The following is a 13293-nucleotide window of genomic DNA, read 5'->3' on the forward strand; positions in this document are numbered from 1 at the left end:
GGCAGCATGTGCGGACCACGAATCCAATCGAATCGACGTTTGCGACGGTACGCCATCGCACGAGCCGCACGCGTAACTGTCTGTCGCGCGCGACCTTCCTCGCCATGGCGTTCAAGCTGATTGAAGCGGCCGAGCAGGGCTGGAGGAAGATTCGCGGTGCCGAGAAAATTGATCAGCTTCTGAAGGGTGTTCCCTTCAAAGACGGAACCCCGGTGATTGATAGCACACCGGCTCCTCAAGCGCTGGCCGCCTGATCATGCCGTCCCGCCCGCGTACACCACTATTGACGATTGCTCGCACCCGCGTGGATGCGCATGGAAAGTGTCACAGCAGAGGAGCCGCGCCGCCTCCGTCTGATTCCCGCCAGCCGCTACAAACCGGTTCACTTCTGGCTCCCCCGCTGACCTCATCGTCGATCGTCACCGGCGATTAATCGCGTCACCTGCTCCCAGAACCATTGGGCGCCCGGATCCCTGGCGCTACGCCGATGCCGGACCGCACTTAATGAAAAGCTTCGCTCCAACGTGCCGACGCTGCTGGCCCGGTAACGTCCGAGCAACGCAAGGGGCGCGATCAGACTACGCGGCAACCACACAGCGAGATTGCTCGTTGAGAGGATTATGGGTACGGCGAGATAGTGCGCGACCCGGAGTCGGACCTGGTTGGACAGGCCCTGCTCGGCAATCAGCTGTTCAACATCCGGAAAGCGGCCCACCAGCACGAACTCAAACTGTGCCAACAGTTCGCGCGTGACAGATTGACCCGCAAGCGGATGATGCTCGCCCATGACGAGCACATAGTCCTGATCGAATAAGTGCGCGCGCTCGAATTCGACGCCCATGTCGGGCAACTGCCCTAAGGCGATATGCGCGGCATTAGTTTCGAGCGCACTCGCGAGTTCGCCTAGCGGGATCCTGACCGAGCGGAGTCGCAGGTTAGGCGCGATCGTTGCCAGATGCCGGTGCAAAGTGGGCAGGAATGAAAGCTCGCCGCTGTCGCTCATGCTGATGACAAACGTGCGATCGGATTGCTCGGGCACGAATGTGCCGGCTTCCTGCAACGTGTCATGGATTTCACCAAGCGAGCGATGAATTCCCGGCGCGATTAGCTTCACCAGCTCGGTGGGTTCGACACCGCCGGAGCTGCGCCTGAACAGTTGATCCTTGAGCAGCAGCCGCAGACGCGTAAGAGCGCCGCTGACGACCGGCTGCGAAACGTCGAGGCGCAGCGCCGCGCGGCCAATATTGCGTTCTACGTAGACGGCGTCCAGCACTTCGAGCAGTGCCAGATCGATGCGCGCCTCGTTGGTCTGTGCGCGCCGGTTCATCGCGCCTCCCGCGAACTGCTCAGCGACGTACGGACAAGCTCACTCATCCACATCAACGCCGGGTCAAGCGCCGCGCGCGGGTGACGAAACAGATTGACTGCAACCGCACGTTGCTGGATCGGCGGCGCGACGATCCTGTATTTGCCAATCGCGACAATGGCGCGAGCAACACTGCGCGGCAACCACACCGCCAGGTCACCGCCGTGCAGCAACTCGGGCACCGACAGATAATACGACGTTCGCACGCTGACCAGTCTCGTCAAGCCAAGGTCCGCCATCAATTGCTCGACGTCAGGCGATTCGCCAGCCACCACGTACCGCGCCTGCTGCAACGCTTCGCGCGACGGATTGCGCGGTAACGCGTGCGAACGGGCGACAAGGAGCACAAACGGGTCGTTGAACAGATGCTCACGCACGATGTCATCGCCGAGCGCGCCGTAACTACCTATCGCGAAGTCGATTTCGCCGGCCTGCAGCGCCTGCGGGATACGCTGCGTTGGGATCTGGGTCGTCTCGAGCCGCACGCGCGGCGCCAGCTCCTCAACACGCTGCAGGAGCGACGGCACCGCGACGATCTCGATACTGTCGCTCATATGGAGGCGGAAGGTACGCTGCGCGGCACCCGGCTCGAAGCCGAAACGCTGCACGAGGCAGTCTTCGAGCAAGGTCAGCGCCTCGCGGATACGCGGCGCTAGCACGGTCGTCAGCTCAGTCGGCGCGACGCCGCTGCCGGTCCGGACGAACAGGCGATCTCCCAGCAGCTCACGCAAGGTGACCAACGCGTTGCTGACCCGCGGCTGGGACAGATTGAGCCTGACCGCCGCCCGGCTCACGCTGCGCTCGCTGTACACCGCATCGAAGATTCGCAGCAGATTCAGATCGATATCGTTGATATTCATGACACGAATATACGATCAAACGCCCGCCGTGTATTGGAAAAAATACGACGGACCTAGACTGCTGCGTAAGCCGTTTCGTAACGACACGGCGACCGGCTACACCGGTCAATCCACTTCGCGTCCGCGTCAGCGTCGCGCATCGAGGTAAGAGCAAAGCATGATTACAATCACCGGATACAGCGACATTCTCTCCGCCGAACCGGGGGAAACCGTCGAATTCAAGGTCTCCAGCAAGTCGCCACACCCTTTCACCGCAGAACTGGTGCGAGTGATTCACGCCGATCCTCATCCCGCTGGCCCCGGCATGCGCTTTGAGCCGCTTGGCCACGTGTTTGCAGGTACGTTCGCGTCGGTCGACAAGCCATTACAACAAGGTTCTTTTGCGCGTGTGAGTGCCGTGCCGGCGGTGGGCTCGGCAATCGGGCTCACGGCCGGCGCCCGGATCCAGCCGACTGCGCTCGGTCGCGGCGAGCAGTGCGTGCTATCGCAATGGAACACGGCACGACAAGCAGGTTTCGCGCTGCTGGTAAGTGAGCGAGGCATTGAACTGAGGCTCGGCGCAGGCCGGGGCCAGACGGAGGTGCGCGTGCTATGCGCGGCGCGGCTCGACGTCCGATGGTACGACATCTGGTTCGCGATCGACGCCGCATCGAACCGGATCGAGGTGGGCGTCGCCGAAGTCGACGACAGTGTCGCGAAGCCGTTGCGGTGCCGAACGCTCCAAACGCTCGACGCTGGATGGCGCGCGCCGCACCACGAAGCCGCCGCGGATCTGTTGATCGGTGCACTCGAGGACGATGCCGGCCGCGGCGCGCACTTCAACGGCAAGATCGAAGCGCCATTCGTCGCCAACACGCCGCCATCACTCGCAAGGCAAGCAACAACGGTCGAATACGCCGTGCCGCGTGCCAGTGACTTCCACGCGGATGTGCTTTTCGCCGCGTGGGATTTCGCACACGGCATCGACACGCTGGAGATCGCCGATACGACGCCGCATGCACGCCACGGTTCACTGCACAACCTGCCGACGCGGGCTGTGCGCAGCAGCGCATGGAGCGGCCGCGAGCGCTGCTGGCGCTCGGCGCCGGGCCACTACGCGGCAATCCATTTTCACGACGACGATCTGCATGACGCCGGCTGGGCGACCGATTTTACGTTTACCGTGCCTGCGTCGCTGAAAAGCGGCGCCTATGCGATGCGGTTGAGCGTCGAAAGCGCCACTGACTACCTGCCCTTCTACGTTCGCCCCGAGCTGGGCCGGCCGGGCGCCCCACTGGTGTTCGTCGCGGCTACCTACACCTACCAGGCGTATGCGAACTATGCGCGCGGCAACTTCGACGCTGCATTGCGCGACAAGGTCGAGCGATGGGGCGCGTATCCACACAATCCCGACGACCATCCGGAAGTCGGCCTCGCGACCTACAACCTGCATTCGGATGGCAGCGGCGTGACGTTCTCATCACGCCTGCGCCCAATGCTGACAATGCGCCCGGGCTTTTTGACTTTCGACGATCCGCGTGGATCTGGCTGCCGCCATTACATCGCGGACTCGCATCTGCTCGACTGGCTCGAGCACGAAGGCTTCGCATTCGACGTGGTCACGGACGACGATCTGGAGCGCTTCGGCGCCGCGCTGCTCGAGCCGTATGCCGCGGTGCTCACGGGCACACACCCCGAGTACCACACGGCCGCGACGCTCGACGCGTTAGCCGGCTACAAACGCAGCGGCGGCAACCTGGCCTATCTGGGCGGCAACGGCTTCTACTGGCGCGTCGGCTGTTCGGCGCGCGTGCCGGGCGCGCTCGAAGTGCGGCGCACCGAAGGCGGAGTGCGGGCATGGGCGGCAGAGCCCGGCGAGTACTTCCACGCGCTCGACGGCGAATACGGTGGACTGTGGCGCGGCAACGCACGACCTCCACAGCAGCTCGTCGGCGTCGGCTTCAGTTCACAGGGACCGTTCGAAGGTTCGCATTATCGCGTGCTCGACGCCGCACGCACGCTGGCTGGCGGGTCGCTGCTCAAGGACATCTCAGGGCCGCTGTTCGGCGGCTATGGCCTGTCCGGCGGCGGTGCAGCCGGGTTCGAACTGGATTCGACCGAACCTGCCGATGGCACCCCGGCTGGTGTTACGATCCTCGCGCGTTCCGAAGGCCATAGCGCAGCCTTCGGGCCGGCGCTCGACGCCCTGCTCTCGCACACGACGACACGCGCCCGAAAAACGCCCGACACACTGATTCGATCTGAAATCATTTACTACGAAACCGGCTATGGCGGCGCCGTGTTCTCGGTCGGTTCGATCACCTTCTGTGGCGCGCTTTCACACAACGACTACCGGAACGACGTGAGTACGCTGCTACGCAACGTGCTCGTCCGCTTTTCACACGTGCGCGATGCAAATGTCAATGCGTCGCCCGCAATCGAACAGACTGAGGTGAACTGATATGTCCGAGCACTTTCCCGCCCGCTTCGTCGGAGATACGCCGCATGGCGGCAGCGTGATGAGCTTCTATTTGCCGAAGGGCTCAGCACGCCCGCCTCGCGTTGCGCGCGGCGAAGGCATTTACCTCTACGACGAAAGCGGCGCGCAGTTTCTCGATGCCACCTCCGGTGCAGTCGTCAGCAATCTCGGCCATTCGAATCCACGCGTGATCGCGGCCATGATGGAACAGGCACAGCGTGTCACGTTCGCCTATCCCCGTTTCTTCGAGAGCGAGCACAATGTGCGTCTCGCCGACCGGCTGACCGGCCTCGCAGGCGAAGGATTCGAGCGGGCCTTCTTTGTCTCGGGCGGTTCGGAAGCAAATGAATCGGCACTCAAACTCGCGCGGCAATACGCGGTCGCGCGCGGCGAAGGCACACGTTACAAGGTCATTTCGCGCGATCCCAGCTATCACGGTTCGACGATGGGCGCGATGGCCGTCACCGGCGATTCGTTCACCGAATCCATCTATGGGCCAATGTACAGGGCCATGCCGAAGATTCCCGCGCCGCTGACCTATCGGTTGCCACCGGGCGTGAGCGCCGCCGATCACGTGGCGGCCTGTGTCCGGGCGCTGGAAGAGAAAATTCTCGAAGAAGGGCCACAGACGGTTCTGGCCTTCATCGTCGAGCCCATCGGAGGCTTATCGAGCGGTGCGCTCGTGTCGCCGGCGTCGTACTACCGTTCAATTCGAGAAATCTGCGACCGCTACGGCGTCCTGTTGATTCACGACGAAATCATGAGCGGCGCCGGTCGCAGCGGCGCGTTCCTGTCTTCACAGCATTGGGAAGGTTCGCGGCCTGACATCGTAACCCTGGCCAAGGGACTAGCTGCGGGATATACGCCGTTCGGCGCGGTACTTGCACCGAACCGCATCGTCGAGACCATTGCGAACCAAGGCGGCTTTGTTCACGGTCATACGTATTTCTCGAACCCGTTCTCGTGCGCGGTTGCAGCTGCTGTGCTCGACGAAGTGGTGGACCAGCGACTGGTCGAGCGAGCGGGACGGATGGGCAATTACCTCGACGCGCAACTCCGCGATCTGCAGCAGCGTTGCCGGCTGATAGGCGATGTCCGCGGCAAGGGGCTGTTGATGGCAATCGAACTGGTCGCCGACCCCGGCACGAAACGGCAGTTGCCTGCGACCATGAACGCCCCCGCGCGACTCACCAACTATGGCCTCGCGCACGGCATCGCGCTGTACAACCGGCGCGCCAACCGCGGTCAGTTCGGTGACATCCAGTTGATTGCGCCGCCGCTGATCGTGACGGAGCCGCAGATTGATGAACTGGTCGTACGGCTCGAGCGCTCACTTGCCGACTTCGAGCGCGACCTCGATCGCGAGGGCCTGCTCGCATGAGGTCATTGCCGAAACGCCTTCAAGATACAGCGCTCTCGCGAGCCGCGTAGTACGTGCGCGGGCCACCGCGCAGCGCATGCCATCGTCTTTCAACGAAGATGTGAAGCCGCGTCGCCTTCGGGCAACGCGGCTTTTTTCATTAGAGCTCCGATATATCGACGGCCGTAGACACGCGTTAAACCCACGTCGGCGTTTCCCCTATCTGCCGTCAAAGGCATGCTGGCAGACGCTTTGCGCGGATATTCGTTTCATGAATATCAACTAATCGGTAAAGCGCGTCGCGGACACAATTTTGACTTTCTACTGTTCGTCTCATGCCGTGTCACGTGCCTTCATGAGCACGGCCGGACTTCACTTTTCGACTAGGGAATCGCCCATGAATTCTTTGCCACAAGGCACCAATACTTCTGCCGCCCGGCGGCGACATGCGGTGGTGTCGGCCACGATCGGCAACGCGCTCGAATGGTTCGACATCATTGTGTTCGGCTTTCTCGCGATCACCATTTCGAAGCTGTTTTTCCCGGCTAAAGACGAGTTGACCTCGTTGCTGATGACCGTCGCGACGTTCGGCGTATCGTTCTTCGTTCGGCCGATCGGTGCGATCGTGCTTGGCATCTATGCTGACCGCGCTGGCCGCAAGGCAGCGCTGTCGTTGTCGATGCTGTTGATGACGGTCGGCACCCTGGCTATCGCATTCGCGCCGACGTACGCGTCGATCGGCCCGTGGGCGACGCTCGTGATCGTTGTTTCGCGCGTGATTCAGGGCTTCTCCGCAGGCGGCGAGTTCGGCAGCTCGACCACCTTCCTGCTCGAACACACGCCTGAAAGACAGCGTGGCTTCTATGCAAGCTGGCAAGTCGCAAGTCAGGGCCTGACCGCGTTGCTCGCTGCGCTGTTTGGCATGCTTGTGACGCTTCTGCCGCTCGACGCCCAACTCTCCTGGGGCTGGCGCGTGCCGTTCCTGTTTGGCGCGCTAATCGGACCGGTGGGCTTCTACATCCGTCGCAAGGTCGAGGAAACACCGGAGTTCGTCGCCGAGGCGCAAAAGGTTGCCGGCGGCGCAGCGCCGAGGTTCGCCAGCGGTCTGGGCGGTCTCGTGCCGGCTACCGGTCTGATCGTGCTGTCGACGATCGGCTCGTACGTCCTGCTGCTGTATATGCCGACCTACGCGATCCGTCAGTTGCATCTGACGCCGTCGCTCGCGTACTACTCCGTGATGGCCGCCGGCCTCGTGCAGCTCGTATTGTCACCATGCTTCGGTGCATTGGCGGATCGTGTTGGCGCGGCACGCGTGATGGCACCTGGCGGGCTCCTTGTTGGCTTCGGCATCTATCCGGCCCTCGTCTTCATCGATGCAGCGCCCAGCGTGACGCGCCTCGTCGCTATGCAACTGGTGCTCGGGATTGGTCTCGCCGCCTATTTCGCGCCCGTCCCGGCTTTGATGGGGCGCCTGTTTCCAACCGCCTCGCGCACAACCGGTCTGTCTATCAGCTACAGCTTTGCCGTAACGATCTTCGGCGGTTTCGCTCCGTTCATCATCACCTGGCTGATCGGGAAGACCGGCGACAACCTGTCACCCGCGTACTACGTCGCGTTTGGCGCGCTCGTCAGTCTGATCGCTTTGTGGTACTGCCGCGCGCATAGCGGCAGGGATCCGTCTGGCGCGATGGCGCCGTCCACCTCGCCCCTCGTTGCGCCGAAAACTTGCGGCGACGCAGCCCACGTCAACGACTGCATTCGTTAAGCCTTCTTTGCAAATTTTCCAGATAACGCCATGAAAATCACAACCCTCGCACTGGTTCCCGGGATGCTTGCTTGCGGTGTTGCAAGCGCACAATCGTCCGTCACGCTGTACGGTGCGATCGATACGGGCCTGCGCTATACCAGCAACGCCGCCACCGCAAAAAGCGCGACCAGTTGGGCGCTCGGCTCAGGTGCGCTGATGGGGAGCCGCTTCGGCCTCAAGGGCAGTGAAGATATCGGCGGAGGTACCGCCGTAAAGTTCGTGCTCGAGAACGGCTTCCTACCCACCACCGGCACATTCGATCAACAGGGGCAGCTATTTGGTCGTCAGGCCTGGGTCGGTATCGATAATGCGACCTACGGCACCTTGCAGATGGGCCGCATTTACAGCCTCCCGTTCTGGCAACTTTCCAACTACGACACGTTCAATTTTCCGAACTATCTGCAGGAAGCTTGGGAGACGCGCTTCTTCGGCGTGCGGCTGGATAACTCCATGAAGTATTCGATTGCGCGCAGCGGTTTTTCCCTGCAGTTGCAGCATTCGTTCGGCGGCCAGCCGGGCGACTTCCAGGCCGGCTCGACTGACGCCGTCGCGCTTTCCTACAACGGCAATGGCCTTGCTGTTGGCGCCATTGCGCAACGATCGAGCGACGCAGCGGACCGGCACGCGAACGTGTTCGGCGGCGGCGCAAACTATACGCTCGGACCGGTGGCGTTGTACGGGCTCTACATCTATTCCAGGCGCGACGCCGGATTTACGGTGGGCTCTACGACAGGATCGCCGCTAGCCAACACAAGCATGTTGTCCAATGTCAATACCGCGGCAGGCGTCAATACCCAGACAGCGAGTCGTGGCGACTCGTACGTGAACGTCGGCTTTAACTATCGCATAACCCCCGCGCTAAGCGCAGGCGTCAGTCTGATGTTCGACAACGTGGCCGGAGTTGCGGGAAGCGAGGGCGGCAAGCTGAAGACGCTCGTCGCACTCGTCGATTACCACCTGTCGAAACGCACCGACATCTACGCGGAACTCGACCGCACCGTCCTGAATGGCGCTTCCGTGACGGACCCCAACAGTCCGGTGGGCAGCTTCGGTGGACGGTCTAACCAGACGGGCGCAACACTCGGCCTGCGCACACTCTTTTGACACCGTTTGAGGCGCCCCTCTTGACCAGGTGGCGCGCCGGTTTGAAACCCCGCACAAGGATAAACGGAAACGAGAGATGGATAACAAGCGAGCATTCGAATCGGAAAAACGGGTCCGATTTCAACATTGCGATCCTGCGGGAATCATCTTCTATCCACAGTACTTCGTGCTTTTCCACGAACTGATAGAAGACTGGTTCAACCGCGGACTGGAAGTGAACTATGCCGACCTGATCGCCGTACAGCGGCTAGGCGTGCCCACTGTTCGACTGGAATGCGATTTTATCGTTCCGAGCACGATCGGCGACACGCTCCAGCTTCGCCTCGCGGTGCGAAGAGTCGGAACGACCTCCGTTGCTCTCTCGCTGATGGCGTTCTCAGGTGATGAACTGCGAGTGCGCATGGAACAGGTGATCGTGCTGTTTTCACTCGAGCGCCGCGCACCGGTGTCCATCTCCGAAGACCTTCGGCGTCGCATTGGGAAATTCTTCGCCTCTGAATAGGCGGCAGCAGGTCAAGAAGAAGTTTAAATCTGCATGGCTTTGCCGCGGTGAGCCCATGCAGGAATCAACCAGGCACTTCACGGAGACTTAGCATGGCTACAAATAAAGTGATCGTTCTCGTCGCTCCGACGGGCGGAATGGCGTTCAAATCGCAAAATCCGCATCTTCCGACGCAGCCCGATGAAATCGCTAGGGATGTCTATGACTGTTACAACGCTGGGGCCAGTGTCGTCGCGGTACATGCGCGCTTACCTAACGATGAAGCCACATGCAACGCAGAGATCTATCGCAGCATCAATGAGCAGATTCGGTCCAAATGCGACATCGTTATCAACAATTCGACCGGCGGTGGTGTTCACGGTGACATGATCAGACCGATCGAAGGCGGCATGTGGGACACCGTCTGGGAGGAGCGTCTTAAGGGCATGGGAGCTGGCGCTGAGATGTGCACCCTGGACGCGTGCACTTTTGTTGCCAGCTTCGGTGGGAAGGAAGTGCTGCTAAATACGTCACCTTCGCGTTGCCGATACCTCGCCGAAGAGATGAAAAACCGGGGTATCAAGCCAGAATGGGAGGTTTTCAGCCCCACGCACATCGTACAGGACGTCAATACCCTTATCCAGTTGGGGCTCGATGAGCCACCCTATGTGATCAATATGGTGATGAACGCGCACCGTGGTTTCCAGAATGCGATGCCGTATAACCCCAAATCTCTGCAGTACATGGTCGACTTGCTCCCGGAGAAAAGCATCTTCTGCGTGAGCGGAATCGGTCCGGCGCAACTGCCAGCGAGCGTAAACTCACTTTTGCTGGGCGGCCAGATCATCCGTGTTGGGCTCGAGGATAATCTCTACTACCGGCAAGGGCAACTCGCTCGCAATGTCGAACTTGTCGAGCGAACCGTACGTATTCTTCGCGAAATGGACTATGAAATCGCGACACCCGCTGAGGCCCGCCTAATGATGGGCTTGCCCCGTTCCGATACACCAGCGCGCCCGTATTTCTCCTTGACGTGACATAAAGCGCCCGGTTCCGGGAGCTCCAGTTGGCGGCAGTATTACTCGACAGCCACCAATCGGAATTCTGTTTGACCGGCTCCTGCATCAGATCGAGAGCGCGAATTCGCTGATGCGGGAAGTTGCTGTCGAGTTGCTCTATGCCGCCGTGGTCAACGATTCGCAGTATTGCCGACGTAGAAGCGAGCCGCCCGCCCCGATATAAGCCGGCCGACAACCCGACTGACATCTTCCGCGCTCGAAGGGCCGCTGCCCGGGGCGGAGCCGACGGTCGACCGACCGTGTGAAAGCGTTCGCGAACGTCCGTAGATGGCCGTCACCGGTAGTTCGGCAGCGGCGCGTTGGGCACTAATGTCGCAACGGTGCGTTCGATTCGGACTACGGCCGTTGGACGTAGTTTGGAGTGGCTGATGGGCCAAAGTCTTGCGCGCCATGACGCACTGGCTCCCTCAGTCACCGCGTACTCGGTTGACGGAAACCGTCGGCGGAGCGAACCTAGACCGGAGCGAGCATGGTGCCGCGGCAACGCCTGGCGCCGCAGCGACAGGTGTACTCGCTGGCTGAATCGCGCGCTTTCGCCGAGACTTCAAGCGCGTAGTCGACGATTGCAGACACTACTATATGGAATATGTAACGGAGCGCCGTCGATCTGCGAATCGCAAGCACGATGCTCGGTGACGTTCGGTAGTACGCGGCGACAAACAATCTTCCGATTGGCCGAGGTATGAGGAAGCGGTCTCGAAACTGTCGTAACGTGCGTACCTCGCTTGATTCACGTCCGTACAACTCGGTCGCGATAAAGCAGTTGCTGCCGCCGCTCGATTTGATGGGGCCGCCTAGGTAAGCGGTTATGCCTTCCAGGATCCCGCGCGCCGTTTCACGGCCAGCGTTCGTAAAGCTGGAAGCCGGGATCATGTCGCAACCAATGCAGTTGTAGTGGCTGTGGCCCAGGTTGCATTGAACACAAATCCATCCCTCGGACCCGTTCGCCAACGGGCCGAAGCGGAACGCCGTGCCGCCGTCATTGTTGCGGGCGGGAAGCGGATTAATAGTTTGGCAGTTCGGACATATGGCGGTCAGTGGTGCAACCATGACGACCTCATCACATCGTCGGCACTGGTAACAAGTGTAGTCAACGAGAGGAGTCGGAGCGAGTCAAACAGGTTGCCGCTGGTGTTACCTGATCCTGTTCCACGAGTCTTCCCACGGGACAACGGTCCAGGACTTGGCACAAGTCAAGGAGGGGGGGGGCGTAGCTCGTCGCACCGCTTCTGGGTCTGTTCGGCCGACGCGCAGCCCGTTCTGGAAAGCGAGCGCTGGCGTATGACCGCGTTAAGCACGAGCAGGCATTCAAGTGACGAATGCGCGACGGCAAGTTCGGCGGCATCGGGGCCATCTGACAGTGAGCGTCATTGTGCCGCGAATTAGCGCGGACCCCGGTCAATCGGACCGCCATCAGGTCCTAGGCCGCCGTTGAGATTGGCGATCTCATGCTGCCAGTCATCGTCCCAGGCGACGAAGCGGGCGCCATCGCTACGGGGCAACTGCGTCTTCGCAATGAGCGACGGCCGGTGTGCCGCGCCCACAAGCAGCACACCCTTCATAACGGAAATCTGACTCGCAAAGGCCTCTACGCGGCTCAATTTTCGGTCGGCGTAAACAACGTCGCACACCGAGGCCGCTCGCCTCCCATGTCATGACCATCTCGCGCCAGAATGCCTCGCCTTGCCGGGGGCGACGTGTGCCCGTCGGTCCAGCTGTCCCGCCCTTCGCGTTGTCCATCGCCTTGCTCCGCCGTTACGATGGCAATACCTTCGCATCGCGCTTATGCGCATTCAAGACGGGATTTGCTGACGGATACGCTGACTGCAAAGCAGAAGCGGCCGACATATCCTGATAGATCACCTGCGCATTGCGCCGCAGCGGACCTGCTGCTCAATCGATCTGCGATGCGGTTCGCTTAACGAGCATGCGAATCGATGCCCTGCAACGGAACGCTTTTTCAGTCGTATCAAACATTTCCGTCGTGTCGCCATTTGCTACGACAAGCTCGCATGCAGCTATTTCGCCTTCGCTTCGCTTGCCTGTGCCTTCGGACCGCTGGTGAGAATGTGGGCAGCCCCTAGCAATTTTCCGGCTTCCGAACGAAGCAGCTTGTTGCGCAAATCATCCCAGTGCTCCAGAAATGCATCACGAGCGGTTTCGAAGTCGCGGCTTTTCATGCACGCGATCAGGTGTTCATGTTCGCGCACTATCGTCTTCGGATCTTCGTAGAACTCCTGACGCTGAACCAAGAGAAGCTCAATTTCGCATTCCAGCATTTCATAGCAGCGCAGCAGTCGCGGACTGCCACTTGCGACGATGATTGCGCGGTGGAAATCCCGGTCCGCCGCGACCTGCAGAGAACGCGGAGCTTCGGGTGGTGCACTGCGTAGCCTCTCCACCGCCTCTATCGCGTCGTCGGGAATTTTACCGTTGAGGACAATCATCTTGACGGCTTCTGCTTCCAGGACGGCACGTAATCGAGTGACATCGACGATATCATCCGGGCCGAACTCGGGCACATAAAACCCGCGATTCGCCGCCTGCCGGAGGATCCTGTTACTCACCAGAAGTTGCGCAGCCGAGCGGAACGTGTGGCGGGAGACTTGATATTCCTCTGCCATGCGTATATCGCGCAGGAATTCGCCAGGTCTGAAGCGGCCGTTCAAAATGTGGGTTTTGAGCTTGTCGGCCACTTCAGCAACGGCCGACCCTCGCGCGGGTTCGCCGCTGTGGTGCGCTTTCGTGGTCAATATCATGGCAACTGGAAATTGGGAT

10 protein-coding genes and 2 pseudogenes are annotated in these 13293 nt (G+C 60.8%); 8 read left to right on the plus strand and 4 right to left on the minus strand.

Features of this window, described 5'->3' with window-relative positions; all coding sequences use genetic code 11:
* Positions 1–254: pseudogene (locus E1N52_RS34970) on the plus strand (IS256 family transposase); the annotation flags it as partial.
* 152 nt (positions 255–406) lie between these two features.
* Here E1N52_RS34970 and E1N52_RS34980 read toward each other — a convergent pair.
* Positions 407–1327: a LysR family transcriptional regulator gene (locus E1N52_RS34980; protein ID WP_133188444.1), complete on the minus strand. Its 921-nt coding sequence runs from the start codon at positions 1325–1327 to the stop codon at positions 407–409.
* Entirely contained in the window at positions 1324–2226 is a 903-nt protein-coding gene (locus E1N52_RS34985) for a LysR family transcriptional regulator (protein ID WP_133188446.1), read from the minus strand. The genes E1N52_RS34980 and E1N52_RS34985 overlap by 4 nt, the downstream gene beginning before the upstream one ends.
* A 157-nt stretch (positions 2227–2383) precedes the next feature.
* Between E1N52_RS34985 and E1N52_RS34990 the strand changes: the two genes are divergently transcribed.
* From E1N52_RS34990 to E1N52_RS35015, 6 genes are all read left to right on the plus strand, one after another.
* The gene (locus tag E1N52_RS34990; protein ID WP_133188448.1) at positions 2384–4666 is read left to right on the plus strand and encodes a N,N-dimethylformamidase beta subunit family domain-containing protein; all 2283 of its coding nucleotides are present in this window, start codon (positions 2384–2386) and stop codon (positions 4664–4666) included.
* Position 4667: 1 nt separating this feature from the next.
* Positions 4668–6065 (plus strand): aminotransferase family protein, encoded by a 1398-nt coding sequence (locus E1N52_RS34995; RefSeq protein WP_205965712.1) that lies wholly within the window; start codon positions 4668–4670, stop codon positions 6063–6065.
* 376 nt (positions 6066–6441) lie between these two features.
* Complete coding sequence (locus E1N52_RS35000) at positions 6442–7809, plus strand: MFS transporter (protein WP_133188450.1); 1368 nt, start codon at positions 6442–6444, stop codon at positions 7807–7809.
* Positions 7810–7839: 30 nt separating this feature from the next.
* On the plus strand, positions 7840–8955 hold the full coding sequence (locus E1N52_RS35005) for a porin (RefSeq protein ID WP_133188452.1): 1116 nt from the start codon (positions 7840–7842) through the stop codon (positions 8953–8955).
* A 76-nt stretch (positions 8956–9031) separates the two neighbouring features.
* Positions 9032–9457 (plus strand): acyl-CoA thioesterase, encoded by a 426-nt coding sequence (locus E1N52_RS35010; RefSeq protein ID WP_133188454.1) that lies wholly within the window; start codon positions 9032–9034, stop codon positions 9455–9457.
* A gap of 92 nt (positions 9458–9549) precedes the next feature.
* Complete coding sequence (locus E1N52_RS35015; protein WP_133188456.1) at positions 9550–10473, plus strand: beta-keto acid cleavage family enzyme; 924 nt, start codon at positions 9550–9552, stop codon at positions 10471–10473.
* Positions 10474–10968: 495 nt separating this feature from the next.
* Here E1N52_RS35015 and E1N52_RS35020 read toward each other — a convergent pair whose 3' ends face one another.
* Entirely contained in the window at positions 10969–11565 is a 597-nt protein-coding gene (locus tag E1N52_RS35020; protein WP_133188458.1) for a CFI-box-CTERM domain-containing protein, read from the minus strand.
* A gap of 900 nt (positions 11566–12465) precedes the next feature.
* Here E1N52_RS35020 and E1N52_RS44640 point away from each other — a divergent pair.
* A pseudogene (locus tag E1N52_RS44640) lies at positions 12466–12558 on the plus strand (IS5/IS1182 family transposase); the annotation flags it as partial.
* Here the strand turns inward: E1N52_RS44640 and E1N52_RS35035 are convergent.
* Positions 12534–13274 (minus strand): GntR family transcriptional regulator, encoded by a 741-nt coding sequence (locus tag E1N52_RS35035; RefSeq protein WP_133188462.1) that lies wholly within the window; start codon positions 13272–13274, stop codon positions 12534–12536. The pseudogene E1N52_RS44640 and the gene E1N52_RS35035 overlap by 25 nt on opposite strands.
* Positions 13275–13293 lie beyond the last annotated feature (19 nt).

The organism is Paraburkholderia guartelaensis, assembly GCF_004353905.1.
GTDB classification, from domain to species: Bacteria; Pseudomonadota; Gammaproteobacteria; order Burkholderiales; family Burkholderiaceae; genus Paraburkholderia; species Paraburkholderia guartelaensis.